We start from the raw sequence: 23,320 nt of genomic DNA on the forward strand, positions 1-23,320 counted from the left end.
CAGCAATGGGACCTCAAAGCGCCCCCTCCGCCCGCAGGACCGCGATCGCCTCGGCCGAAAAGCCCCAGTCGGCTAGGGCCTGGTCGTTGTCGGCCCCGATCTTCGGCGGCGGGCCCTGGATCGCCCCGGGGGTGGCCGAAAAGCGCGGGGCCGGGGCCGGCTGGGTGAGGCCGGCCGCCTTGACGAAGGTCCCGCGGGCGAGATTGTGCGGATGGGCCGGGGCCTCGTCCATGTCCAGCACCGGGGCGAAGCAGACGTCCGTGCCGCCCAGCAGGGCGCACCAGTCGTCGCGGGTCTTCAGGGCGAACCGGGCCGCCAGCTTGTCGCGCAGCTGCGGCCAGGCGACGGGATCCATCTGGCGCTGGAACTGCGGATCGGTGATTCCTGTCTTCTCCAGCAGCAGCTGGTAGAACCGCGGCTCGATCGCGCCGATCGAGATCCACCGGCCGTCGGCGCAGCGGTAGGTGTCGTAGAAATGGGCCCCGCCGTCGAGCAGGTTGGCCGCCCGTCCCTCGCCCCACAGGCCGGCGGCCTTGAAGCCGTAGAACATCGCCATCAGCGAAGCGGCGCCGTCGCTCATCGCGCAGTCGATCACCTGACCCTGCCCGGTCGCCCGGGCGTGGATCACCCCGGCCAGCAGGCCGAACGCCAGGTACAGCGCCCCGCCGCCGAAATCGCCGACCAGGTTCAGCGGCGGCGTCGGCTTGTCGGCCGTCCCGATCGCCGCCAGGGCCCCGGTGATGGCGATATAGTTGATGTCGTGGCCGGCGGCCTGGGCGTAGGGACCGGTCTGGCCCCAGCCGGTCATGCGGCCGTAGACCAGGCGGGGATTGCGGGCCAGGGCCAGGTCCGGACCCAGGCCCAGCCGCTCCATGACCCCCGGCCGGAAGCCCTCGATCAGGCCGTCGGCGCCTTCCATCAGTTTCAGGCAGGCCTCGACCGCAGCCGGCGACTTCAGGTCCAGCGCCACCGAGCGCCGCCCGCGACCGGTGACCAGGTCCGACGCGCCGTCGTCGCCGCCCTTGCGGTCGATGCGCACCACCTCGGCCCCCAGGTCCGACAGCAGCATGCCGCAGAACGGCGCGGGGCCGAGCCCGGCGAACTCCAGCACCTTCAGGCCGGACAGCGGTCCCTGGGCCATAAGCTCCTCCCGGCCGACTCCGCGGCGCTGACCCTGAGTAGAACCGCCCTGCCCCTCGGTCACGCAAGCCGGAATTCGCCTCACGCCGACAAGCGCGGCTGTTTGCGACCTGCGGCGATGCGCACCTATGAGCGCCCCCGGCCTCTGCTATGTTGCCCTGTCGAATCTCGACGGCGCCGCGTCGTCGGGCGACGGCTGGTACGGGGCGGAGGCTTTGAGTTGGCGGTGAACGCCCGAATCCTGATCGTGGCGCGCGACGATTCCCGCGCTGGACCGCTGTCCGAAGGGCTCGACAAGCTCGGCTGGCGGACCATCACCGCGCGCGGTCCCTACGCCGCCCTCGCCGCCCTGGGCGATCTCAATATCGAGGCGGTGATCGTCGACCTGGAGAGCGCCGGTCCCGACGCCCAGTCCCTGGCCCGCCGCCTGAAGGCGGCGGTGGCCCCGCGCCGCCTGCCGGTGATCGCCATCGGCGAGCCGGGCGGCGAGCCCGACACCCAGGCCTTCGACCTGACCCTGTCGCCGCCGCTGCATCCGTCCCAGGCGGTGCTGCGGCTGGAATCCCTGGTCCGCACCGCCATCGCCGAGGAGGAGTTCGAGCTTCGCCTGGCCACCTTCGGCGATCGCGGCCGGCGCCTGGACCTGCCCGCGCCGCACGCCGAACCGTTCCGCGTCCTGGCCATCGGCGAGCCCGCCCCGCAGTTCCTGGCCCTGTCCAACGCCCTGACCCGCAGCGGCGCCGACGTGGTCGGGGCCTTCACCGCCTATACCGCCTTCGACTATCTGCACGAGCGGGCCTTCGACGCCGTGGTGCTGTGGGCCGGCGACAACCAGCAGGAGGCGCTGTCGATCGCCGCCGGCATGCGGCGCAACACTCGCCTGTTCCACATCCCGGCCCTGCTCTATCTGAAGGCCGAGAGCTATGTGACCATGTCGGAGGCCTTCCATCGCGGGGTGTCCGACGTCGCTTCCCCGGAAACCGCCGAGATCGAGACCGCCAAGCGGGTCATCGAGCTGGCCCGCAACTACCGCCGCGGCGAGTCGATCCGCGGGGCCCTGGAAAAGGCCCGCAGCTCGGGCCTGATGGACGCCGCCACCGGCCTGTTCACCCGCGACCTGTTCGCGGCCCACCTGGTGCGGCTGGCCGGCGCCGCCCGCGAGCGGGCCCGGCCGCTGTCGATCTGCGTGCTGCGGGTCGCCGACAAGCCCGACACCGTCTGGGCCCGCCAGAACGGCTGGCTGGACCGGGCCATCCCGCAGATCGGCTCGATGGTCGGCCGCCTGGTGCGGGTCGAGGACACCGCCGCCCGCCTGGCCCCCGAGGTCTTCGCCCTGGCCCTGCCGGCCACCAACCAGACCGCTGGCCGCGCCGCCGCCGAGCGCATCGCCGCGGTGATCGGCTGCACGGCCTTCGACGCCGGCGAGGACCGGGCGCCCTTCGTCTGCGAGTTCGACATCGGCGTGGCCCAGATCGAGGCCGGCGAGAGCGCCGTCCACGCCCTGGAACGGGCCGCCGCCCGGGCCCTGCAACGCGACAGCGCCTGACGGCGGCGCGGCTTTCGGCCAGGGCCACGCTTGTCCAAAAGCCCTGGTGGTTCTAAGTGCGCCTGGAACTTTCAGCTTAGGACTTCGCCATGGGCCAGCCCCTGCTCATCGATCTCGTCGCCGACGTGGTCTGCCCCTGGTGCTATCTGGGTTGGCGACGGGTGAAGTCGGCCGTGGCCCTTCGACCCGACCTCGAACCGCTGATCGTCTGGCGGCCCTACCAGCTGGACCCGAACCTTCCCGAGCAAGGCGTTGACCGCAAAGCCTATATGGCCGGCAAGTTCAAGGACCCGGCCAGGCTGAAGGCCGTGCATACGGCCCTGGTCGAGGCCGGGGCCGAGGAAGGCATCGTCTTCGATTTCGACGCCATCGCCCTGGCCCCCAACACCAGCGCCGCCCACCGGCTGATCCGCTGGGCCCACGGCCAGGGCCGGCAGGACGCGGTGATCGAGGGCCTGTTCGCCGCCTATTTCACCGACGGCCGCGACATCGGCGATCCTGAGGTGCTGGCCGAGATCGGAGCGGCGGCGGGCCTGGACCCATCGATGATCCGGCGGCGGCTGGCCGAGGGCCTGGACCGGGAGACCATCGCCCGCGAGCACGCCATGGCCGTCCAGGGCGGGATCACCGGCGTGCCGTTCGCGATCTTCGGCGGCAAGCTGGCGGTGGTCGGGGCCGAGAGCCGCGAAAACATCGTCCAGGCCATCGACCAGGCCCTGGCGGCGGCGGCCTGATCCCGGACGCGACCTTTCCGCCGCCCCGGATCAGGTCCCCCGCGGCTTGGCCCGGGTCGTCGGGGCGGCCGCAGCGGGATCGTCGGGCCAGACGTGGCGCGGATAGCGGCCCTTCATCTCCGACTTCACCTCGCGCCATGACCCGCGCCAGAAGCCCGGCAGGTCGCGGGTGATCTGGATCGGCTTGTGGCCCGGCGACAGCAGGGCCAGGACCAGCGGGACGCCGGCCACGGCCGGGTGGGCGGTGAGGCCGAACAGCTCCTGCACCCGCACGTCGACCCGCGGACCGCCGTCGGCGCCGTAGTCGATGGCGAAGCTGGAGCCGGTCGGGGCGGTGAACCGGGCCGGGGCCAGGGCGTCGAGGCGGCGGTGCAGGTCCCAGGGCAGCAGGGCGCGGATCGCCTCGGTCAGGGCCCCGTCGGCCAGCTGGCTGAGGGCCGAGCGGCCGGCCAGCAGCGGCTCCAGCCACTCGGGCAGTCGCGCCAGCAGGGCCGCGTCCGACAGGTCGGGCCAGGTCTCGGGGCCGAGACCGCGCAGGAAGGCCACGCGGCGGCGCAGGGCCTGAGCCCCCTCTCCGAGCGGCACGGCGGACAGGCCCTCGCGGCCGACCTGGTCGAGCAGCGCCCGGGTCACCAAGCCCGGATCGACGTGGTCGAGCAGCCGCTCCTCGACCACCAGCTTGCCCAGGCGCAGCAGCCGCCGGGCTCGAACCTTGCCGCGGGCGTCGGGCTCCAGCCGGTCCTCGGCGACCAGCCGATCGGCGAACGCCTCGCGCAGGCCGGCCTCGTCCAGCGGCGCGGCCAGCAGGATGCGGTCGCGGGCCTCGCCGCCGCCCAGCTCGCCGACCGCCAGCCAGATCTCGCGGGCCAGGGCGTCGGTCGGCTCCAGATAGACGCCGCGGCCGCTGGCCAGCTGGTACTCGCCCGGCTTGCCGCGGGCCCGGGCCACCCGCTCGGGATAGGCCTCGGCCAGCAGCAGGGCGTCGTCGAGCGGCGCGGCCCCGGACGGGCGGCCAGCGCTACGGGCCCAGCGCTCGGCCAGGGTGCGGGCGTCGCGGGCCCGGGGCGAGCGGTCTCGGCCGAAGCTCTCCAGCCGGTGGCGCAGATCGACGTCGCGGCCGCCCAGGCCCTGCTCACTGAGCACGGCGGCGATCTCGGCCCCGCGTCGGCCCTGGCCGGCGGCGGCGGCGCGGACCACCATGTGGGCCAGGCGCGGGGCCAGGGGCATGTCGGCCAGGGCCCGGCCGTGGGCGGTCAGGCCGCCCTGGCCGTCCAGGGCCTGCAGACGATTGAGCAGGGTCCGGGCCTCGGCGAAGGCGGCGGCCGGCGGCGCGTCGAGGAAGGCCAGGTTGGCCGCGTCCCGCGCCCCCCAGCGGGCCAGGTCCAGGGCCAGGCGCGACAGGTCGGCCTCGAGGATCTCAGGCCGGGCGAAGGCCGGCAGGGCCCGGGTCTCCGGCTCGTCCCACAGGCGGTAGCAGACGCCGGGCCCGGTGCGGCCGGCCCGGCCGCGGCGCTGGTCGGCGGCGGCGCGGCTGACGCGCACCGTCTCCAGCCGGGTCAGGCCGCTGGACGGGTCGAAGCGCGGCACGCGGGAGAGTCCGCCGTCGATCACCACCCGCACCCCCTCGATGGTCAGACTGGTCTCGGCGATCGAAGTGGCCAGGACCACCTTGCGCCGGCCCGGCGCGGCGGGGGCGACGGCCCGGTCCTGCTCGGCCGGCTCCAGCGCACCATAGAGCGGCGCGACGTCGACCTCGGGCCGCCGCAGCCGTTCGCGCAGCAGGGTCTCGACCCGACGGATCTCGCCCTGGCCGGGCAGGAAGACCAGCAGGCCGCCGTCCTCCTCGGCCAGGCCGCGCTCGATCGCGCGGACCACCCGCTCCTCGAAGCGCTGCCGGTCGTCGCGGCCCAGATAGCGGGTGTCGACCTCGAACATCCGCCCCTGGCTCTCGACCACCGGCGCGTCGCCCAGCAGGGCCGAGATCCGGGCGCCGTCGAGCGTGGCCGACATCACCAGGATCTTCAGGTCCTCGCGCACCAGCCCCTGGGCGTCCCGGGCCAGGGCCAGACCGAGGTCGGCGTCGAGGCTGCGCTCGTGGAACTCGTCGAAGATCACCGCCGCCACGCCGTCCAGGCCCGGATCGTCGAGAATCATCCGGGTGAAGACGCCCTCGGTCACCACCTCGATCCGGGTCCGGGCCGAGACCTTGGACTGCAATCTGACCCGGAAGCCGACCGTGTCGCCGACGGATTCGCCCAGGCTCTGGGCCATCCGCCCCGCCGCCGCTCGCGCCGCCAGCCGCCGGGGCTCGAGCATGACGATCTTGCCGCCGCCGACCCAGGGCTGGTCCAGCAGGGCCAGGGGCACGACCGTGGTCTTGCCCGCCCCGGGCGGGGCGACCAGCACCGCGGCCTCGCGCCCAGACAGGGCGGACCTCAAGGCCGGCAAGGCGTCGTGGATGGGCAGCTGCACGCGGTGGGTTTAGCGGCGACCGGCCCAATCGCCAAGCGGCGGCCCCATCCTCGGTCCGCTCAACTCCAGGGCGCCGACGCTCAGAGAGCGTGCTGCGACGCAACATCCGCCCGGCAGGTCATGGCGCGTATTGCGCACAGAGGGGCGAACAATTACGCACGCCCTCCGCTTTACCTTGACCGCGTCCCGATAACCGGGTCACGGTCCGCAAAATTTATCTACGCGGCCCCCGGGGGAGCCGCGGGTCTCTGGAGGAAATATGTGGCGCGTTAAGTCACTGGATGCGATTCTCGCCACGGCCGAGAAGAAGTCGCTGCACCGGTCGCTCGGCCCGGTCCAGCTCACCCTGCTGGGCATCGGCGGCATCATCGGCACCGGGATCTTCGTCCTGACGGCGGAAGCCGCCCAGAAGGCCGGTCCGAGCATGATGCTGTCGTTCGTCATCGCCGGCGCGGTCTGCGCCGTGGCCGCCCTGTGCTATGCCGAACTGGCCTCGATGGTGCCGGTCGCCGGTTCGGCCTACACCTATTCCTACGCCGTGCTGGGCGAGTTCTTCGCCTGGCTGGTCGGCTGGGCCCTGATCCTCGAATACGCCGTGGCGGCCAGCGCCGTGGCCGTCGGCTGGTCCGGCTACGTGGTCGGGCTGATCGAGCACCTGCTGCACATCAACATCCCCGACGCCCTGGTGGCCGGTCCCTATGCCGGCGGGATCATCAACCTGCCGGCAGTGCTGATCTCGCTGCTGGTCACCTGGCTGCTGGTGCTGGGCACCAAGGAAAGCGCCACCGTCAACGGCGTGTTGGTGGCCATCAAGATCACCGCCCTCAGCGCCTTCGTGATCCTGGCCCTTCCGGTCATGAAGATGGAGAACTTCCATCCCTTCGCGCCCCTGGCGACCACCGGGATCATCGGGGCGGGGGCCTCGATCTTCTTCGCCTATGTCGGCTTCGACGCGGTGTCGACGGCGGCCGAAGAGACCCGCAATCCCCAGGTCAACGTGCCGATCGGCCTGATCGGTTCGCTGGTCATCTGCACCATCTTCTACCTGCTGGTGGCCGGCGGCGCGGTCGGCGCCTATGGCGCCCAGCCGGTGTTCGGCCTGCACGGCGAAGTCCTGAGCCCCGGCTCGCTGGAACTCACCGCCCGCTGCAAGGACATCACCGCCGCCGGCCCGATGCCCCTGGTCTGCTCGCGCGAAGCCCTGGCCCATGTGCTGCGCCAGATCGGCCACCCGGCCGTCGGCAACCTGCTCGGCCTGGCCGCCGGCCTGGCCCTGCCCTCGGTCATCCTGATGATGATCTACGGCCAGACCCGGATCTTCTTCGTGATGTCGCGCGACGGCCTGCTGCCCGGCGTGCTCAGCAAGGTCCACCCCAAGTTCAAGACCCCGCACATCGTGACCATGGTCACCGGCGGCCTGGTGCTGGTGGCCGCGGCCTTCTTCCCGGTCGGCCAGCTGGCCGACATCTCCAACTCCGGCACCCTGTTCGCCTTCCTGATGGTGGCCGTGGCGGTGATGATGCTGCGGATCAAGGATCCGGACCGCCGTCGCCCGTTCAGGACCCCGCTGGTGTGGATCATCGCCCCGCTGGCCATCGCCGGCTGCCTGGTGCTGTTCTTCTACCTGCCGATGAAAGCCAAGCTGCTGCTGCCGATCTGGGCCGCCATCGGCCTGGTGTTCTACTTCGCCTACGGCTACCGCAAGAGCCACGTCGGCCGCGGCCTGCGCGGCGAGGTCCACGAGCTGGACGAGGACGCGCCGCTGATCGCCGCGCCGCCGACTCCGACCGGCAAGCTGCCGGGCGAGGACTAAATCCCTTGATCCTGAGCCGATAACGCTTAGGTCGGACGGGCGGGAACCTCGGTTCCCGCCCGTCTTCGTTAGAGCCGTCCGTCGAGGTCCTGGGCATGAGCGCCGAAACGCCGATCCGCGCCGTCATCGCGCCGGTCACTCCGCTGCAGCAGAACTGCACGATCGTCTGGTGCGCCAAGACCCTGAAGGCGGCGGTGATCGATCCGGGCGGCGAGGTCCCTCGCCTGCTCAAGGCCGTCGCCGACCAGGGCCTGACCCTGGAGAAGATCTGGATCACCCACGGCCACATGGACCACGCCGGCGGCGCGGCCGAGCTCAAGCGCCTGACCGGGGTCCCGATCGAGGGTCCGCACCAGGACGACCAGTTCTGGATCGACCGCATCCAGCAGAGCGGCGAGATGTACGGCGTGCCCGAGGCCCGGGCCTTCGTCACCGACCGCTGGCTGGACGACGGCGACGTGGTCACCCTGGGCGAAACGGAGTTCGAGGTGCTGCACTGCCCCGGCCACACCCCGGGCCACGTGGTCTTCTTCCACCGCCAGGCGCGGTTCGCCCAGGTCGGGGACGTGCTGTTCCAGGGCTCGATCGGCCGCACCGACTTCCCGCGCGGCAACCACCAGGACCTGCTGGACGCCATCACCGGCAAGCTGTGGCCGCTGGGCGACGACGTGCGCTTCGTGCCCGGCCACGGCCCGATGTCGAGCTTCGGGGCCGAGCGCCGCTCCAACCCCTTCGTCGGCGACCGGGCGATCGCGGCGATGCAGGCCGCAGGCGCGGACTACGCGGCGCCGGTCAATCGGTCGCCCGGTTAGTTCCCCCCGCCCGGGCGGCCCGTCCACAGGCCCTGCTGCTCGGTCGCGTCGAGCTTGCCGTCATGATTGGCGTCGAGCTTGGCGAAGCGGGCCCGGCTGGCGGTCAGGGCCTCGGCCTCGGTGATCCGGCCGTCCTTGTCGGCGTCCATCTCGGCCAGCCTGTCGGCGCGTCCGCCAGGACGGTCGCCGCCGCGCGCCTCCATCCGGGCCTTGAGCGCGGCCAGCTCGCCGGCGTCGACCACGCCGTCGTGGTTGGCGTCCATGCGCTGGAAGCGCTGCAGGGCCGAGGCGTCGAATTCCGAGGCGCTGACCGCGCCGTCGCCGTCGGCGTCGAGATTGGGCCGCATGCCGCCGCCCGGACCGGGGCTGGTCTGGGCGTGGGCGAGACCGGTGGAGGCGGCGGCGAGAAGGGCGACAAGGGTCGCGGGGAGGACGCGGGACATGCTGGGCTCCAGCTGAAGACTGTGGCGATAATTCGCATGGCCGGGTTGCGCCCCTGTTTCAGCCGTGAAATCTGCTGGAGACGGGGGCATGGAAAGAGCCAGTCATGGAAAGTTCGCAAGATCCGGCGATGTCGCCCGCGCCCGCCGCCGTCGCCCAGTCCGGTTCCGACCCGGCGCGCGGCGCCCGCATCCTGATCGTCGACGACGATCCGGGCATCCGCGACGTGGTGGCCGACTTCCTGGGCCGGCACGGCTACGCCATCGACACCGCCTCGGACTCCCGGACCATGGAGCAGGCCCTGGCCCGCGGTCCCGTCGACCTGATCGTGCTCGACGTCATGCTGCCGGGCGAGGACGGCCTGGCCATCTGCCGGCGGCTGTCGGCCCAGGAGGGCCCGGCGATCATCATGCTGTCGGCCATGGGCGAGGAGACCGACCGCATCGTCGGCCTGGAGCTGGGCGCCGACGACTATCTGCCCAAGCCCTGCAACCCGCGCGAGCTGCTGGCCCGGGTCCGGGCCGTGCTGCGCCGCCGCACCGAGCCGCGGGCCGCCGACGACGGCATGGGCGCGGCCTGCGAGTTCGCCGGCTGGCGGCTGGACCTAGTCCGCCGCGAACTGCGCTCGCCGCAGTCGGTGGTGGTCAACCTGTCGAGCGGCGAGTTCTCGCTGCTGCGGGCCTTCGTCGAGCGCCCCCAGCGGGTGCTGACCCGCGACCAACTGCTGGACATGGCCCGCGGCCGCGAAAGCGACGCCTATGACCGGGCCATCGACGTCCAGATCAGCCGCCTGCGCCGCAAGCTCGACGACGGCGGCGGCGGCGAGCTGATCCGCACGATCCGCAGCGAAGGCTACATGTTCACGTCCAAGGTCACCCGCACCCCATGACTCCAGAGCCAAGGCCCCCGGCCTTCCGGTTCTGGAGCCCGGGCAGCGCGTCGCTGTTCGCGCAGGCCCTGGCCCTGGTCATCGTGACCCTGGTGGCCGCCCAGCTGATCGCCATCGCCGTGGTCTTCACCCTGCCGCCGCCGCCGCCCGAATTCTACCGGCTGAGCGAGATCACCCGGGCCCTGAAGACCGGCCAGAACGTGCAGCCCCGCGACGGCCGCCAGCTGATCGTCCGGTCCAACGTCAGGGCGTTCCGGGGCCTGGTCGACAATCGCCGGCGGGCCGAGTTCAAGACCGCGGTCGGACGGGTCCTGGGCGTCGATCCCCAGCGGATCGAGATCATCACCGACAATGGTCCGCGCTTCTTCGTCCGGACCCAGAGGCTGAACCACGTCCGGGTCGGGCCGGGTCCGGATGGTCCAGGCGGTCCGGACGGACCGGGCGCTCCCGGCGGACCCGACCGGTTCGGCGGTCCCGACGGACCTGGCGGCCCTGGGGGGCCCGACGGCCCCGGTCGCCGCATCGTCGGAGTCGACGGCCTGCCGCCGAGCTTCGCGCCGCGGATGCACCTGCCCTTTCCGAGCGAGGAACCCTTCCTGTTCGGCGATTTCAAGCTTGGCGTCGAGCAGAGCGACGGCCGCTGGACGATGGTCGAGCCCAAGCCGGCCCTGCGCTTCGACAGCTGGCAGCAGCGCATCCTGCTGATCCTGGGCCTGTCGGTGCTGTGCGTCGCGCCCCTGGCCTGGCTGTTCGCACGGCGGCTGTCGGGGCCGATCAGCGCCTTCGCCGGGGCGGCCGAGCGACTGGGCCGCGACCCGCGCGCGGCGCCGCTGGCCCTGTCCGGCTCGGCCGAGGTGGTCGCCGCCTCCAACGCCTTCAACATGATGCAGGAGCGCCTGCGCCGCTATGTCGAGGACCGCACCGCCATGATCGGCGCGGTGGCCCACGACCTGCGCACGCCCCTGACCCGCCTGCGCTTCCGCATCGAGGCCACGCCCGACGACATCCGCCCCAAGCTGGCTTCGGACATCGACCAGATGGAGGCGATGATCGCCGCCACCATGGCCTTCGTCCGCGACACCACCCGCCCGGCCGAGCGCACCAAGCTGGAGCTGGCCTCGCTGCTGGAGAGCGTCATCGACGAGGCGGCCGAGACCGGCGGTCAGGCGGCGGTCGAGCGCGGCGAGAAGATCATCATCGACGGCGACCCGATCGCCCTGCGCCGCCTGCTGACCAACCTGGTCGAGAACGGGCTCAAATACGGCGGCTCGGTGCAGGGTCGGGTCCATGCCGAGGGCCGCCTGGCGGTGATCGAGATCGACGACGACGGACCCGGCATTCCGCCCTCCGAGCTGGACAGGGTGTTCGAGCCGTTCTTCCGCGGCGAGCCGTCGCGCAACCGCGAGACCGGGGGGATCGGCCTGGGCCTGGCCGTGGTGCGCTCGGTGGCCCGGGCTCACGGCGGCGACGCCACCCTGCACAACCGCCCCGAAGGCGGCCTGCGCGCCCGGGTCGAGCTGCCGTTCTGATGATTATTACGAGCCCGCAAAAGCTGCGCCATACGCCGGACATCTGGACGCGGTTGATCGGGAGCATGGAAATCCTGCCCCGCCTTCGCGCCGCCTGCGTCCTGATGTTCGCCGCCCTCTGCGTGGCCGCCTGCGCCTCCGGCCCGCCCGAGGACGGTCCGAGGGGCGACTGGGGCAAGGCGCCGCGCCGGCCGCCGAGCGACGATGAGGGCCCCCGCGGGCCGCACCGCCAGCTGTTCATCAGCCCGGCCGGCGAGCCGTTCCGCGCCGACGCCGGCGCGCCCTACCCCGTCGCCGCCTGGTTCGCCGGGGCCGACGCCGACCACGACGGCGCCCTGACCCGCGACGAGTTCGTCGCCGACGCCCTGCGGTTCTTCGCGGTGATCGACAGCGACCACGACGGCGTCGTCGACGGTTTCGAGGTCTCGAACTACGAGACCCACATCGCGCCCGAGATCCTGCAAGGCTTCCAGGCGCCGCGCGGCGCCGAAACCCGTCGCAGCGCCCCGGGCGACGGTCCCGACGGCGACGGCCCGCCCGGCGGCGGCCGTAGGCGCGGCGGCGGCCTGATGGGCGGCATGCTGCAAGGCGCCACCCCCTACAGCCTGCTGGCCGAGCCCGAGCCGGTGATGGGCGCCGATTCCGACTTCAACCGCCGCATCACCCGCGACGAGGCCGCCAAGGCCGCCAGGGCCCGCTTCGCCTTGCTCGACACCGACGGCGACGGCCGCCTTCGCCTGGCCGACCTGCCCCATACGCCCGCCCAGCGGCGCTTCGAGGCGCGGCCGGACGGCGGCGGCCCGCCGCCTAGGACCCGACCAGACCGGCGATGATGTTGATTCCCAGGGCCAGGATGGCGGTGTTGTAGAAATAGGCGCTGACCGCCTGGGCGGTGACTAGGTTGCGCAGCCTGGCGGTCAGGACATTGTTGTCCGAGACCTGGAACGTCGCCCCGATGCTGAAGGCCAGGTAGACGAAGTCGCGATAGGTGCGGGCCGGCTCGCCCGGAAACAGGAAGCCGGGCTTGCCCGTCCCGTCCCCGAAGTGGCGGTGGGCGTAGTGCAGCACGAACACCGAGTGCAGCACGATCCAGGACAGCACCAGCGTCACCCCGGCGCAGGCGGCGGTGATCGTCCGGGCGTCGAAGCCGGCCCCGCGGGCGTGGACCATGGCCGACACCACCGCGGCCAGGCTGGCCAGGATCGCGACCAGCACGATGGCGAGGATCAGCGGCGGCCCTTCGTCCTCCAGGGCGGCGCGGCGGCGCACCTCGGCCTCGTCCGCGGTCAGGAACAAGCGCCAGGTCAGCACGATATAGGTCAGGGCGCAGGCGTCCCAGCCGATCAGCAGGTGGGTGCTGACCGGCGCGTTGAGCCGGCGGGCGAGCAACCACCCCAGGAGACCGACCGCCGCCGCCGCCCACAGTCGCCAATGCCGTGTCATTTGATAGCGGCTCGCCTCGCTCATCTTGGCCTTGCGCATCGCATATCCTTGTTCTTCGAGCAGGTTAACACCGGCTTCTCCACAATTGTCTTGGCCGTGGCGTGAAACCGAACGCGACTTCACTGGTTACTTCACTGGAAGACCCGGAAGGCAAGTGATGACCGACCCCGACGCCCCGCCACCGACGGAGCCTGCGCAACCCGACTATGAGCCGGGCGCTGTGCCCGACGAAGAGCCGATGCGACAGCCGCCGGTGCAACCGGGCGACGACCGGCCCTATGACGCGCCCGCCGCGCCGTTTTCTCCTCCCCTGACCAGTCCCGATTAGGAGCAAATTATGGACCTCGACAGCGAACGGCCCCGGGGCCGCCGAGGCTTCGCCGCCATGGACCCAGAACGTCGCCGTGAAATCGCGCGCAAGGGCGGGGCCAGCGTGCCCAGCGAAAAGCGCAGTTTCGCCAAGGATCGCGATCTGGCGGCGAACGCCGGCCGCAAGGGCGGTTCCTCGTCGCGCGGCGGCGGGCGTCTTTCCGGCCGCGACGCCTAGCGTCAACGCCAGCGCGCCGCGGCCCGAAGGCCGCGGCCGCCCCTTGCTCGCGTAAAACCGCCCGCCTCAGCCGGCCAGGGCGAAGACGCCGAAGCTTGGGCTGTCGCTGATCCAGCGCGCCGCCACCGTCCAGCCTGCCCGACGGGCCAGGTCCACGAACGCGTCCGGCGCGTACTTGTATGAGTTCTCGGTGTGGATGGTCTCGCCCGCCGTGAACCGGATTTCCCGTCCCGCCAGATGGGCCACCTGGTCGAGCTTGCTGACCAGGTGCATTTCCATGCGGCTTTCGTCGGCGTTCCATACCGCGCGGTGATCGAAGGCGGCGAGGTTGAAGTCGCCGCCGAGTTCGGCGTTTATCCGCGCCAGGACGTTCTTGTTGAAGGCGGCGGTCACGCCCTGTGCGTCGTCATAGGCCGGGACCAACACCGACGGGCTCTTGGCGATGTCGACGCCGATCACGAACATCGCCCCCTCGCCCAGTAGGCCGTGGGCGCCGCGCAGGAAGACCTCGGCCTCGTCCGGCGCGAAATTGCCGATCGTCGAACCGGGGAAGAAACCCGTCACCGGCCGGCCCCGCGCCGAGGCGGGCAGCCGCAGGGCGCGGGTGAAGTCCTCGGCCAGCGGGGCGACGGTCAGGTTGGGATAGTCCCGGCGGATCGCCGCGCTGGCCTCGTCCAGGGCGCTCTGGCTGATGTCGATCGGGGCGTAGACCGCCAGCTGCGGCATGGCGTCGAGCAGGATCCGGGTCTTGGTGCTGGCCCCGCTGCCGAACTCGACCAGGGCCGCGCCCTCGCAGATTCGGGCGGCGATCTCCGGCGCGATCCGCCGCAGCAGCGCCGTCTCGGTGCGGGTGGGATAATATTCCGGCAGTTCGCAGATCGCCTCGAACAGGCGCGAGCCTTCTGCGTCATAGAAGTACTTGGCCGGCAGGGTCTTGCGGGCGGCCGACAGGCCCGCCAGGGCGTCGTCCAGGAAGGTCGAGGGGGCGATTGTCGCCTCGCGCTCGACCGGGCTCACGTCGTCGGCCAGGCGGACGCCGGTGAACGCCCAGCGCTGCCGGGGATGAAAGAAGTTGCGATAGGACGCCCGCGCATGGCCGGCCGGCGTCTCCGCCGCCCCGCCGCGCAGCACCATCTGGTTGATCATGAACTTGCCATTGTACTCGCCCAGCGCCCCCGCCCCCGGCTTGAAGCCGGGATAGGCGACATAGGGGCTGGCGGTCCATTGCCAGGCCTCGTCGGCTGTCTGGCGCAGCGCCCGTCCCTCCGGGGCGCGGACGGCGGCCTCCCATTCGGCCTCGGTCGGCAGGCGGCGTCCGGCCCAGGCGGCGAAGGCGGCGGCCTCATAATAGCTGACATGGCCGACCGGGGCGGCGGGATCGACCGGGCGGCGGCCGTGCAGGGTCATCACCGACCAGCTTCCGCCCTCCTCCCGCCGCCAGTAAAGCGGCGCGTCCCAGCCTTCCTCGGCCACGGTCGCCCAGCCGTCGGACAGCCACAGCTCGGCCCGGCGATAGCCGCCGTCCTCGATGAAGGCCAGCCACTCGCCGTTGGTGACCAAGCGATCGGCCAGGCGGTACGGCGGCAGAAAGACCCGATGGCGGGGCCGCTCGTTGTCGAAGGCGAAGCCGGGGCCGTCGTCGCCGATCTCGACCAGCCCGCCCTCGAAGGCCACGAACGCCGCCTCTGCGGCGGGCGGGCGCTCGGCCGGCGGATCCCGGCGATAGGCCGGCTGCAGCGGCGACTGGGCGAAGAGATGCAGCAGGTCCATCAGGATCAGCTCCTGGTGCTGCTCCTCATGGGCCAGGCCCAGGTCGAGCCGGGCCAGGACCTCGGCGGTCGGCGAAGCGGTCAAAAGCCGGGCCATGGCCGCGTCGACATGGGCGCGATAGACGCCCACCTCGCCGGCCGACGGCCGGGTGAGCAGGCCGCGCTGGGGGCGAGGCTGCCGGGGCCCGACCGCCTCGTAATAGGAATTGAACAGGTAGGCGAAGCTGGGGTCGAACACCCGGTAGCCGGGCAGGAACGGCGTCAGCAGGAAGGTCTCGAAGAACCACGAGGTGTGGGCGCGGTGCCATTTGACCGGGCTGGCGTCCGGCATCGACTGGACGACCTGGTCCTCGGGCGACAGCGGCTCGGCGAGCGCTTCAGTGCGCCGCCGCACCGCCAGATAGCGGTCGACCAGGGCGATGGCGCGGGCGTCGGAGACGTCCCTGGCGGGGGTGTCGTCGGGACTCATGCGCTCTCCTGGCGGCCTCGCTCGGGGCGTTCGACACCCTTATGAGCTCAACGAACCAGGAACTTGAGTGTTCCTGCTCCCCCATTCAAGCGGGGCCGCGGAATAAAAAGTGAACAGCTAAGGTCGACGCCCTCGCGGGACGCTCCCTGCTAAGGCCGCTTGGGGATTTCCAGCCCGCGCTGGACGGCCGGGCGGGCCAGGCCGCGCTCCAGCCAGGCCGGCACGTGCCTGAGGCTGGCATAGTCGACCAGGTCGCCCGCGCCATAGAATCCGACCAGGTTGCGCACCCAGCCCAGGCAGGCGATGTCGGCGATGGTGTAGTCCTGGCCCATGATCCAGTCGCGGCCCGCCAGCCGCGTCTCCAGCACGCCCAGCAGGCGCTTGGATTCGGCGACATAGCGCTCGAGCGGCCGTTTGTCCTCGTACTCGCGGCCGGCGAACTTGTGGAAGAAGCCGACTTGGCCGAACATCGGCCCGATCGACGCCATCTGGAAGAACACCCATTCCAGCGTCTCGTAGCGGGCCGCCGGGGCCGTCGGCAGCAGCTTGCCGGTCTTTTCGGCCAGATAGACCAGGATCGCGCCGGATTCGAACAGGCCCAGCGGCCGCCCGCCCGGGCCGTCCGGATCGATGATGGCGGGGATCTTGCCGTTGGGGTTCAGCGACAGGAATTCCGGCGTCCAGGTCTCGTTCTGGCCGATGTCGATGGCGTGCGGCTCGTACGGCAGGCCGATCTCCTCCAGCATGATCGACACCTTCACCCCGTTCGGCGTCGGCAGCGAATAGAGCTGCAGCCGGTCAGGATGGTGGGCGGGCCAGCGCTTGGTGATCGGAAAGGCGGAGAGATCGGTCATGATAAGCCTACCTTGCTAGCTTGGTCCGGGCCGAGGCCTCGACCTGTTCGACGCCGCGCAGGGCGTCGCCGGACTTTTCGAGCACGCCCTTGAAGGCGTGCAGGTCGGCGGTGTCGATGCGCCGAACTTTCTTGTCGCGCGACCATTCCAGGCCGATCAGCTGGCCCAGGCGACAGGCCTTGGGCAGCAGGACCGCCGTTTCGGTCGGACCGCCGCGCTTGACCAGCTTGTCGACGATGTCGTTCCAGTTAGGCGAGCCGGGCAGGCAGAACGGCAGGTGGTCGCAATCGCCCGTCCAGAAGCGCTTGTACCAGCGCACATGTTCCGGAGTGTCGAAGCGCAGGGCCGCCGGCGTCACCTGGCCGCGGCAGTCGGCGCGCACATAGTCCTGGGCCTGGGCCGCGCCGGCCAGGCCGGCGACCAGGGCCGCCAGGAGCGCGGCTTTACGCAGAGCTTGCGCCATCCAGACTAGACCGCGCTCGTCATCGGTCCCTCGGACCGGGCGTCGACGAACTGGCGCACATAGGGATTGTCGGTGCTGTCGAGTTCGCTGGGCGCGCCGCGCCAGACGATCTTGCCGTTGTGCAGCATGGCGATCTCGTCGCCGATCGTCCGGGCCGAGGCCAGGTCGTGGGTGATCGACACCGCCGTGCAGCCCAGGCCGCGCACCTGGTCGACGATCAGCTCGTTGATCGCCGCCGAGGTGATCGGGTCCAGGCCCGTGGTCGGCTCGTCGAAGAACAGGATCTCGGGATTGGCGACCACGGCGCGCGCCAGGCCGACCCGCTTCTGCATGCCGCCGGACAGCTCGGAGGGATGGGAGTCGGCGACGCTGGGCGGCAGCCGGACCCGGCCGAGCGCCTCGATCGCCCGGGCCTTGCCCTCCTTGCGCGACACGCCGTCGGCGTTGATCAGGCGGAAGGCGACGTTCTCCCAGACAGTCAGGCTGTCGAACAGGGCCGCGCCCTGGAACAGCACGCCCATGCGCGAGAACAGCGCCCGCCGCGAACGCCCCCCCACCCCGATCAGGTTCTCGCCGTCGATCAGCACCTGGCCGGCGTCGGGACGCACCAGGCCCATCGCCACCTTGATGGTCACCGACTTGCCCTGGCCGGAGCCGCCGATGATCACCAGCGACCGGCCGGCGGCGACGCTGAGGTCCAGCCCGTCCAGCACCGCGCCCTTGTCGAAGCGCTTGCGGACGGCTTTCCACTCGAGTTTGGCGGTGTCGGTCATGCGCGCGTGAACAGCGTTGTGAGGAAATAGTCGGACGCGAAGATCAGGATCGCCGACGACACCACCGCATGGGTGGTCGCCCGGCCGACTCCGCGGGCCCCGCCCTTGGCGTTGTAGCCGTGGTAGCAGCCCATCAGGGCGACGATGAAGCCGAAGACCGCCGCCTTGATCAGGCCCGAGCCGACGTCCCAGGCCTGGACGAAGCTGGCGGTGTTGCGGATGTAGACGGTCGAATTGAAGTCCAGGATCCGCACCGCCACCAGCCAGCCGCCGGCCACGCCGATGATGTCGGCGATCAGGGTCAGCAGCGGCAGCACCAGCACGGCCGCCAGCAGCCGCGGCGCGACCAGGTAGCGGAAGGGATCGGTCGACAGCGTGCGCATGGCGTCGATCTGCTCGGTCGCCCGCATGGCCCCGATCTCGGCGGCGATGGCGGCGGACACCCGTCCGGCCAGCATCAGGGCCGCCAGCACCGGCCCCAGTTCGCGGGTGATGCCCAGGGCGACGATCTGCGGCATCACCTGCTCGGCGTTGAAGCGCCCGCCACCGGTGTAGATGTTCAGGCCCAGGGCCGCGCCGGTGAAGATCGCCGTCAGCCCGACCACCGGCAGCGAGAAGAAGCCGATGGCGCTCAGCTGGCGCAGCAGCTGGGCCGGGAACCACGGCGGGGTGAACACCGAGGCCACGCCGCGCGCGGCGAAGACGCCGACCGAGCCCACCATGCGCAGCGCGCCGAGCGTCGAGCGTCCGATGACGCGCAGGGGTTTGAAGACGGCGGGGAGCGCCGCGTCGGCCGCGGCCATGTCAGTAGCTTTCCGGGGCCGTGGCGGCGGGGTTGGCGGACGGCGCCGGGGTCGTCGCCGCGGCCCCGGCGTCGCCCTGGGGCCGCATCACCGAGCCGATCAGGCCGAACAGATCGACCGCGCCCTGGGTGTTCTCGATCTCGCCGCCCGGCTTGATGTCGTCGGTCGCCCCGCCCGGGGCGATGGCCACATGGACCCCGCCCAGCAGGCTGTCGCTGGTGATCTTGGCCGTGGAGTCCGAGGGCAGCTTGACGGTCGGATCGAGGCTCAGCTTGGTCACCGCCAGATAGGTCTTGGGATCCAGGGTGATCTGCGAGACCGTGCCGACCTTGACGCCGGCCACGCTGACGCTGGCGCCGGGCGCCAGGGAGCCGACCTGGCCGAACTTGGCCGTGAGCTCATAGCCGCCGGCCTTGCCGCCGACATCGCCGACGCTCAGCGAGTAGACCAGAAACCCCGCCGCGAGGACGAGGACGAGGAGACCCATCAGGGTCTCGGCCCATTGTTCGCGCAACCCCATATCCTTTCGAACGGCCGGGGACGATCGCCCCCGGCTCTCCTTGCGTTATTGACGCGCCACGACGGGACGCTGGGCGTCGCGCTGCAGCTGCGAGATCAGCACGTTGACGTTGCCGCCGGCGTTGTCGATCGTCGAGACGAAGTCCTGCTGCTGGGTGATCGCCAGCCAGACCCCCTTGAACTGCACATCGACCACCTTCCATGAGGCCCCGCCGCCGAGCACGCGCCAGGACACCGCCACCGGCTGGCCGACCTGGCCGCCGGAGATCACCGTGTTGACGATCACGTCGCCCGGCTTGCGGACGGTCGAGCCGGTCACCTTCAGCGTTTCGCCGTGATAGTCGTCGATGCGATTCTGGTACACGTTTTCCGCATAGACCCGGAACGCCGAGGCGAAGCGCTGGCGTTGTTCCGGAGTGATCGTCCGGGCGTACTTGCCCAGCACGAAATTGGTGATCCTGGGCACGTCGGCCAGTTCGTCGATCGCCTGGTGGAAGGTGGCCTTCTTCTGGGCGATGCTCTGGTTGCGGTCGGCCAGGACGGCGATGACCCGCTGGGCCTTGGTCTGCACGAACTGCTCGGCCTGCGGGTCGCGGGCGGCCTGGGCCAGGGCGGGACGGGCCTGCGACAGGGCGCCGAGGCCGAGGGCGGCGACCAGCGCCAGTTGCACCAGGCGGCGAGTGGGTTGGGCGTTCATCATGGTTCAGTCCTGGGTCGTCATCATTGGGTGGCGCTGGGCGTCGTCGTGGCCGACGTCGGCGCCGGATCGAGGGAGGTCGGGTCGTCGAAGTCCGGCAGGTCCTGGGTCTTGCCGGTCGCCTCGCGCACCAGGGCCGCCCGGTGCTGGCCATAGGCCGAGCGGACGGTCACATAGGGATCGGTGGCGTCGTCCAGAGCGCGGAAGGCGCCGTCGGCGTTGGCGCGGGTGTCGACCGTGCCGACCGCCAGGCGCGTGGCCCCGAAGGTCGTCGTATAGCCGCCGCCGGCGATGCCGACCGGGTCGGTGGCGAAGTCCAGCGCCCGGCCGAGGCCGTCGCGGAAGTTCAGCGGCCCGATGACCGGCACATAGAGATAGGGCCCGGGCTTGACGCCGTAGCGCCCGAAGGTCTGGCCGAAGTCGCCGTCGTGCGAGGGCAGGCCCCACTTGGCGGCGACGTCGAACAGGCCCAGCAGGCCGACCGTCGAATTGATCAGGAAGCGCGAGGTGGTCACCCCCGCCCGCTTGGGCCGGCCCTGCAGCACGTCGTTCAGCGCCGTGCTCGGCTCGCCGAGATTGTAGACCACCGAACTGACCCGATGGCGGACCGGGGTCGGGGTCACCTTCATGTAGCCATGGGCGATCGGACCGATCAGCACGCGGTCCAGCCCCATGCTGAACCCGTAGCTGGCCCGATTGAACCCGTGCAGGGGGTCCTGGACGGTCCCGTCCTGGTCGGTCGGCGTCGCCGTGCTGGGCGGCGCGGCCACCGTGGGGACCGGTTCGGCGACCTGGGCGCTGGCGATCGAGGCGATCGACGCCGCGCCGCCAACCGTGATCAGGCCCAGTGCGATCGCCGCCAGCCGGGGTCGACGCACGCGCCGGGCTTGGGACGAGAACACTTGCGAATTTTGCTCTGGCGACACGCCGACCATTCCAGCCTCCTGCCGGGACCCGGCAGGAGGCATGTAGGCGCCGAACCTAGCTAAGCAAGTGCACCACCCCGTCGCAAACGTCATCAGGGTACGGAAAGCGACACCGCGATCCCAATCGAGGCGCCTCGCGCGGCGCCTCAACGTCCGCGCGAACACTTGGGCCGGCGGCGGATGTTCGGCGGCGGCGGCGTCCCGCGCGGCCGGTTGTCTTCGCGGCGCCGAAGCGATAGCGGTAGCGCTGCGATCGACGTCGCGGACGCTGGCGGCGAGGAATTGCCACCGGTGTCGAAGTCGACGATCAAGGGCCCGCCCCCTGGCGGCGGCCGCCTGATTTCGCATCGGGCGCGACATGTTTTTTGATGGTTACGGCGCATGATGATCGACACGTCCCTAGTCCAAGGCCCCGCCCTGTGAGCGCCGAGACCCTTTCGCGGCCGCTGCGCCTCAACGCCGTCAGCCTTGCCGCCGCCCTCCCCGGCGTCGCCCTGCCCGCCTATGACCGCGACCGGATCACGGTCGGCGTGGTGCATTTCGGCCCCGGCGCCTTTCACCGCGCCCACCAGGCCTTCTATTTCGACCGGCTGCTGGCCCAGGACCCGCGCTGGGGGATCTGCGCCGTCTCGCTGAAGAGTCCCGGCGTGCGCGACGCCCTGCTGCCGCAGGACGGCCTCTACACCCTGGCCCAGCTCGACGCCGAGACCCGCTTCCAGGTCGTCGGCTCGATCGTGGAGGTGCTGGTCGCCCCGGAGGACCCTCCCGCCGTCTTCGCCCGCCTGGCCGCGCCGATGACCCGGATGGTCACGCTGACGGTCACCGAGAAAGGCTACTGCCTGACCGGCGACGGCCAGCTCGACGTCGCCCATCCCGACATTGTCCATGACCTGGCCAACCCGCGCGAGCCGGTCAGCGCGGTCGGCTACATCGTCGAGGGCCTGCGCCGGCGGTTCATGGCCGGCCTCGCCCCCTACGCCGTCGTCGCCTGCGACAACCTCGCGGACAACGGCTGGCGGCTGAAGGCGGCGGTCACGGCCTTCGCCCAGTCCGTCGACCCGGCCCTGGCGGCCTGGATCGAGGCGCAGGCCCGCTTCCCCCGCACCATGGTCGACAGCATCACCCCGGCCACCGACGACGCCCTGCGCGCCCGGGTCGAGGCCGCCACCGGCCTGGCCGACGCCTGGCCGATCCAGCGCGAGGCCTTCACCCAGTGGGTGGTCGAGGACGTGCTGGGCCCTCCTTCAGCAAATGGCGACGCCCCGGACCTGGCCAGCGTCGGCGTCACCCTGACCGACGACGTGCGCGGCTTCGAGCGGGCCAAGCTGCGGCTGCTCAACGGCGTCCACTCGACCATCGCCTATGCCGGCCTGCTCAAGGGCCACGAGACGGTGTTCGAGGCGATCAGCGACCCGGACCTGGCGCGTCTGGCCGAGGACCTGATGGTCCAAGACATCATCCCCACCCTGACCGCGCCGCGCGGCCTGGACCTGGCCGCCTACGGCCAGGCGATCCTGGGCCGGTTCCGCAATCCCGAGATCCGCCACCTGCTGGCCCAGATCGCCTGGGACGGCTCGCAGAAGCTGCCGTTCCGCATCCTGGGCACGGTCGCCGACGCATTGGCCGCCGGCCGGCCCGTCGACCGCCTGGCCCTGCCCCTGGCCGCCTGGATGCATTTCGTCCGCCGCCGCGCCGCCGAGGGCGTGACCATCGTCGACCCCCTGGCCGAACGCCTGGTCGCCACGGCCGCCGCCTGCACCGGCGACGCCGCCGCCGACGTCGCCCAGTTCCTGAAGCTGGAGCCGGTGTTCAGCCGCGAGCTGGCGGGCGATGCGGTGTTGGTGGCGGCGCTGGTGAAGGCGTACGGCGAGCTGGGCTGACACCAGAGCCTCGAGTTCGGCTCCTCGCTTTCCCCTTCTCTCGTCATCCCGGGCCTTGTGCCCGGGACCCATCTGTCCGCCGCAGATGCAGGAGGGTGGCGCGCTGGCGCGCCAGTTCGCTTCACCGTCAGCTGAACCATGGGTCCCGGGCACAAGGCCCGGGATGACGAGCTTTGAGGGTCGGAATGACCAGATCAAAGATCGCTAAAAACCCCTACCGCCTCACGCCCCGCCCCGTGGCCACCGGGGCCACGGTGGCCAACAGGATCTGCAGGTCGAACAGCAGGCCCTGCCGCCGCAGGTATTCGGCGTCGAGCGCCACCTTCTGGGCGATGGCGATCTCGTCGCGACCGTTGATCTGGGCCCAGCCGGTGACGCCGGGCCGCAGGGCGTCGACCCCGGCCTCGGTGCGCAGGGCCACTAGGTCGTGCTGGTTGAACAGGGCCGGCCGCGGCCCCACCAGGCTCATGTCGCCGACCAGCACGCTCCACAGCTGCGGCAGCTCGTCGAGGCTGGTCTTGCGCAGGAAGGCGCCCGGCGGGGTCAGCCAGCGGTCCGGATCGTCGAGCAGGTGGGTGGCGACCTCGGGCGCGTCGGTGCGCATGGTGCGGAACTTGGGCATGGCGAACAGCCGGTTGCCCCGCCCCACCCGCTGCGACCAGTAGAGGGCCGGGCCTGGCGAGGTCAGCCGCACCACGGCGGCCACCGCTAGCAGCGGAACGGCCAGCAGCAGCAGGGCCGCGCCGGAGGCCACCACGTCGAAAAGCCGCTTCACGCCCGACGCATCGCTCTACGACGCAT

At 71.4% G+C, this 23,320-nt stretch carries 23 protein-coding genes; 10 read left to right on the forward strand and 13 right to left on the reverse strand.

What is annotated here, in order from left to right; translation table 11 throughout:
• Nucleotides 1-13: 13 nt before the first annotated feature.
• Nucleotides 14-1,141, reverse strand: coding sequence for a CaiB/BaiF CoA transferase family protein (locus ACIPQB_RS08815; RefSeq protein ID WP_446484846.1), 1,128 nt, complete (start codon nucleotides 1,139-1,141; stop codon nucleotides 14-16).
• 219 nt (nucleotides 1,142-1,360) lie between these two features.
• Between ACIPQB_RS08815 and ACIPQB_RS08820 the strand changes: the two genes are divergently transcribed.
• Together ACIPQB_RS08820 and ACIPQB_RS08825 are read left to right on the forward strand one after the other, a co-directional pair.
• Nucleotides 1,361-2,686 (forward strand): diguanylate cyclase domain-containing protein, encoded by a 1,326-nt coding sequence (locus ACIPQB_RS08820; RefSeq protein ID WP_446484847.1) that lies wholly within the window; start codon nucleotides 1,361-1,363, stop codon nucleotides 2,684-2,686.
• 89 nt (nucleotides 2,687-2,775) lie between these two features.
• On the forward strand, nucleotides 2,776-3,420 hold the full coding sequence (locus tag ACIPQB_RS08825; RefSeq protein WP_446484848.1) for a DsbA family oxidoreductase: 645 nt from the start codon (nucleotides 2,776-2,778) through the stop codon (nucleotides 3,418-3,420).
• 30 nt (nucleotides 3,421-3,450) lie between these two features.
• On the opposite strand, the gene hrpB is transcribed toward ACIPQB_RS08825, so the two are convergent.
• Nucleotides 3,451-5,892: an ATP-dependent helicase HrpB gene (gene hrpB / locus ACIPQB_RS08830; protein WP_446484849.1), complete on the reverse strand. Its 2,442-nt coding sequence runs from the start codon at nucleotides 5,890-5,892 to the stop codon at nucleotides 3,451-3,453.
• Between the two features lie 259 nt (nucleotides 5,893-6,151).
• Here hrpB and ACIPQB_RS08835 point away from each other — a divergent pair, with 259 nt between their 5' ends.
• The gene (locus tag ACIPQB_RS08835) at nucleotides 6,152-7,705 is read left to right on the forward strand and encodes an amino acid permease (protein ID WP_446484850.1); all 1,554 of its coding nucleotides are present in this window, start codon (nucleotides 6,152-6,154) and stop codon (nucleotides 7,703-7,705) included.
• Between the two features lie 95 nt (nucleotides 7,706-7,800).
• Entirely contained in the window at nucleotides 7,801-8,517 is a 717-nt protein-coding gene (locus tag ACIPQB_RS08840; protein WP_446484851.1) for an MBL fold metallo-hydrolase, read from the forward strand.
• On the opposite strand, the gene ACIPQB_RS08845 is transcribed toward ACIPQB_RS08840, so the two are convergent.
• Nucleotides 8,514-8,960, reverse strand: a complete 447-nt coding sequence (locus ACIPQB_RS08845) for an EF-hand domain-containing protein (protein WP_446484852.1) — start codon at nucleotides 8,958-8,960, stop codon at nucleotides 8,514-8,516. The two genes, ACIPQB_RS08840 and ACIPQB_RS08845, sit on opposite strands and share 4 nt — an antisense overlap.
• Before the next feature lie 128 nt (nucleotides 8,961-9,088).
• Here ACIPQB_RS08845 and ACIPQB_RS08850 point away from each other — a divergent pair, with 128 nt between their 5' ends.
• The 3 genes from ACIPQB_RS08850 to ACIPQB_RS08860 all read left to right on the forward strand — a co-directional run bounded on the left by ACIPQB_RS08850 (nucleotide 9,089) and on the right by ACIPQB_RS08860 (nucleotide 12,209).
• Complete coding sequence (locus ACIPQB_RS08850) at nucleotides 9,089-9,847, forward strand: response regulator (RefSeq protein WP_446485109.1); 759 nt, start codon at nucleotides 9,089-9,091, stop codon at nucleotides 9,845-9,847.
• Nucleotides 9,844-11,376: an ATP-binding protein gene (locus ACIPQB_RS08855; RefSeq protein ID WP_446484853.1), complete on the forward strand. Its 1,533-nt coding sequence runs from the start codon at nucleotides 9,844-9,846 to the stop codon at nucleotides 11,374-11,376. The genes ACIPQB_RS08850 and ACIPQB_RS08855 overlap by 4 nt, the downstream gene beginning before the upstream one ends.
• Nucleotides 11,377-11,441: 65 nt before the next feature.
• Complete coding sequence (locus tag ACIPQB_RS08860; RefSeq protein ID WP_446484854.1) at nucleotides 11,442-12,209, forward strand: hypothetical protein; 768 nt, start codon at nucleotides 11,442-11,444, stop codon at nucleotides 12,207-12,209.
• Here the strand turns inward: ACIPQB_RS08860 and ACIPQB_RS08865 are convergent.
• Complete coding sequence (locus tag ACIPQB_RS08865; protein ID WP_446484855.1) at nucleotides 12,184-12,858, reverse strand: DUF1345 domain-containing protein; 675 nt, start codon at nucleotides 12,856-12,858, stop codon at nucleotides 12,184-12,186. The genes ACIPQB_RS08860 and ACIPQB_RS08865 overlap by 26 nt on opposite strands.
• 118 nt (nucleotides 12,859-12,976) lie before the next feature.
• Between ACIPQB_RS08865 and ACIPQB_RS08870 the strand changes: the two genes are divergently transcribed.
• Nucleotides 12,977-13,147 (forward strand): hypothetical protein, encoded by a 171-nt coding sequence (locus ACIPQB_RS08870; protein ID WP_446484856.1) that lies wholly within the window; start codon nucleotides 12,977-12,979, stop codon nucleotides 13,145-13,147.
• Nucleotides 13,148-13,156: 9 nt separating this feature from the next.
• Complete coding sequence (locus tag ACIPQB_RS08875; protein ID WP_007675496.1) at nucleotides 13,157-13,366, forward strand: KGG domain-containing protein; 210 nt, start codon at nucleotides 13,157-13,159, stop codon at nucleotides 13,364-13,366.
• Nucleotides 13,367-13,432: 66 nt separating this feature from the next.
• Here ACIPQB_RS08875 and egtB read toward each other — a convergent pair whose 3' ends face one another.
• The 8 genes from egtB to ACIPQB_RS08915 all read right to left on the reverse strand — a co-directional run bounded on the left by egtB (nucleotide 13,433) and on the right by ACIPQB_RS08915 (nucleotide 20,591).
• A complete protein-coding gene (egtB, locus tag ACIPQB_RS08880; protein WP_446484857.1) occupies nucleotides 13,433-15,604 on the reverse strand; it encodes an ergothioneine biosynthesis protein EgtB in 2,172 nt (723 codons plus the stop codon).
• Nucleotides 15,605-15,753: 149 nt separating this feature from the next.
• The gene (locus ACIPQB_RS08885; RefSeq protein WP_446484858.1) at nucleotides 15,754-16,458 is read right to left on the reverse strand and encodes a glutathione S-transferase N-terminal domain-containing protein; all 705 of its coding nucleotides are present in this window, start codon (nucleotides 16,456-16,458) and stop codon (nucleotides 15,754-15,756) included.
• A 7-nt stretch (nucleotides 16,459-16,465) separates the two neighbouring features.
• Nucleotides 16,466-16,921 (reverse strand): hypothetical protein, encoded by a 456-nt coding sequence (locus tag ACIPQB_RS08890; RefSeq protein WP_446484859.1) that lies wholly within the window; start codon nucleotides 16,919-16,921, stop codon nucleotides 16,466-16,468.
• A 5-nt stretch (nucleotides 16,922-16,926) separates the two neighbouring features.
• Nucleotides 16,927-17,694: an ABC transporter ATP-binding protein gene (locus tag ACIPQB_RS08895; protein ID WP_446484860.1), complete on the reverse strand. Its 768-nt coding sequence runs from the start codon at nucleotides 17,692-17,694 to the stop codon at nucleotides 16,927-16,929.
• The gene (locus tag ACIPQB_RS08900; protein ID WP_446484861.1) at nucleotides 17,691-18,497 is read right to left on the reverse strand and encodes an MlaE family ABC transporter permease; all 807 of its coding nucleotides are present in this window, start codon (nucleotides 18,495-18,497) and stop codon (nucleotides 17,691-17,693) included. The genes ACIPQB_RS08895 and ACIPQB_RS08900 overlap by 4 nt, the downstream gene beginning before the upstream one ends.
• Nucleotide 18,498: 1 nt before the next feature.
• Nucleotides 18,499-19,017 (reverse strand): outer membrane lipid asymmetry maintenance protein MlaD, encoded by a 519-nt coding sequence (gene mlaD, locus ACIPQB_RS08905; RefSeq protein ID WP_446484862.1) that lies wholly within the window; start codon nucleotides 19,015-19,017, stop codon nucleotides 18,499-18,501.
• A 45-nt stretch (nucleotides 19,018-19,062) separates the two neighbouring features.
• On the reverse strand, nucleotides 19,063-19,716 hold the full coding sequence (locus ACIPQB_RS08910; protein ID WP_446484863.1) for an MlaC/ttg2D family ABC transporter substrate-binding protein: 654 nt from the start codon (nucleotides 19,714-19,716) through the stop codon (nucleotides 19,063-19,065).
• 20 nt (nucleotides 19,717-19,736) lie between these two features.
• Nucleotides 19,737-20,591, reverse strand: coding sequence for an MlaA family lipoprotein (locus ACIPQB_RS08915; RefSeq protein ID WP_446484864.1), 855 nt, complete (start codon nucleotides 20,589-20,591; stop codon nucleotides 19,737-19,739).
• A gap of 467 nt (nucleotides 20,592-21,058) precedes the next feature.
• Between ACIPQB_RS08915 and ACIPQB_RS08920 the strand changes: the two genes are divergently transcribed.
• Entirely contained in the window at nucleotides 21,059-22,519 is a 1,461-nt protein-coding gene (locus ACIPQB_RS08920) for a mannitol dehydrogenase family protein (RefSeq protein WP_446484865.1), read from the forward strand.
• 214 nt (nucleotides 22,520-22,733) lie between these two features.
• Here ACIPQB_RS08920 and ACIPQB_RS08925 read toward each other — a convergent pair whose 3' ends face one another.
• Nucleotides 22,734-23,294, reverse strand: coding sequence for a sugar transferase (locus ACIPQB_RS08925; RefSeq protein ID WP_446484866.1), 561 nt, complete (start codon nucleotides 23,292-23,294; stop codon nucleotides 22,734-22,736).
• Between the last annotated feature and the right edge of the window lie 26 nt (nucleotides 23,295-23,320).

The organism is Caulobacter sp. LARHSG274 (assembly GCF_052871235.1).

Excerpts from the sequence above, each read along its gene's own strand:
- ACIPQB_RS08900 (WP_446484861.1), bottom strand. The coding sequence starts at position 18,497 with ATGGCCGCGGCCGACGCGGCGCTCCCCGCCGTCTTCAAACCCCTGCGC.
- ACIPQB_RS08870 (WP_446484856.1), top strand. The coding sequence starts at position 12,977 with ATGACCGACCCCGACGCCCCGCCACCGACGGAGCCTGCGCAACCCGAC.
- ACIPQB_RS08895 (WP_446484860.1), bottom strand. The coding sequence starts at position 17,694 with ATGACCGACACCGCCAAACTCGAGTGGAAAGCCGTCCGCAAGCGCTTC.
- ACIPQB_RS08885 (WP_446484858.1), bottom strand. The coding sequence starts at position 16,458 with ATGACCGATCTCTCCGCCTTTCCGATCACCAAGCGCTGGCCCGCCCAC.
- ACIPQB_RS08825 (WP_446484848.1), top strand. The coding sequence starts at position 2,776 with ATGGGCCAGCCCCTGCTCATCGATCTCGTCGCCGACGTGGTCTGCCCC.
- ACIPQB_RS08890 (WP_446484859.1), bottom strand. The coding sequence starts at position 16,921 with ATGGCGCAAGCTCTGCGTAAAGCCGCGCTCCTGGCGGCCCTGGTCGCC.
- ACIPQB_RS08865 (WP_446484855.1), bottom strand. The coding sequence starts at position 12,858 with ATGCGCAAGGCCAAGATGAGCGAGGCGAGCCGCTATCAAATGACACGG.
- ACIPQB_RS08910 (WP_446484863.1), bottom strand. The coding sequence starts at position 19,716 with ATGATGAACGCCCAACCCACTCGCCGCCTGGTGCAACTGGCGCTGGTC.
- ACIPQB_RS08875 (WP_007675496.1), top strand. The coding sequence starts at position 13,157 with ATGGACCTCGACAGCGAACGGCCCCGGGGCCGCCGAGGCTTCGCCGCC.
- egtB (WP_446484857.1), bottom strand. The coding sequence starts at position 15,604 with ATGAGTCCCGACGACACCCCCGCCAGGGACGTCTCCGACGCCCGCGCC.
- ACIPQB_RS08845 (WP_446484852.1), bottom strand. The coding sequence starts at position 8,960 with ATGTCCCGCGTCCTCCCCGCGACCCTTGTCGCCCTTCTCGCCGCCGCC.
- ACIPQB_RS08835 (WP_446484850.1), top strand. The coding sequence starts at position 6,152 with ATGTGGCGCGTTAAGTCACTGGATGCGATTCTCGCCACGGCCGAGAAG.
- ACIPQB_RS08855 (WP_446484853.1), top strand. The coding sequence starts at position 9,844 with ATGACTCCAGAGCCAAGGCCCCCGGCCTTCCGGTTCTGGAGCCCGGGC.
- ACIPQB_RS08860 (WP_446484854.1), top strand. The coding sequence starts at position 11,442 with ATGGAAATCCTGCCCCGCCTTCGCGCCGCCTGCGTCCTGATGTTCGCC.
- ACIPQB_RS08850 (WP_446485109.1), top strand. The coding sequence starts at position 9,089 with ATGTCGCCCGCGCCCGCCGCCGTCGCCCAGTCCGGTTCCGACCCGGCG.
- ACIPQB_RS08815 (WP_446484846.1), bottom strand. The coding sequence starts at position 1,141 with ATGGCCCAGGGACCGCTGTCCGGCCTGAAGGTGCTGGAGTTCGCCGGG.
- mlaD (WP_446484862.1), bottom strand. The coding sequence starts at position 19,017 with ATGGGGTTGCGCGAACAATGGGCCGAGACCCTGATGGGTCTCCTCGTC.
- ACIPQB_RS08840 (WP_446484851.1), top strand. The coding sequence starts at position 7,801 with ATGAGCGCCGAAACGCCGATCCGCGCCGTCATCGCGCCGGTCACTCCG.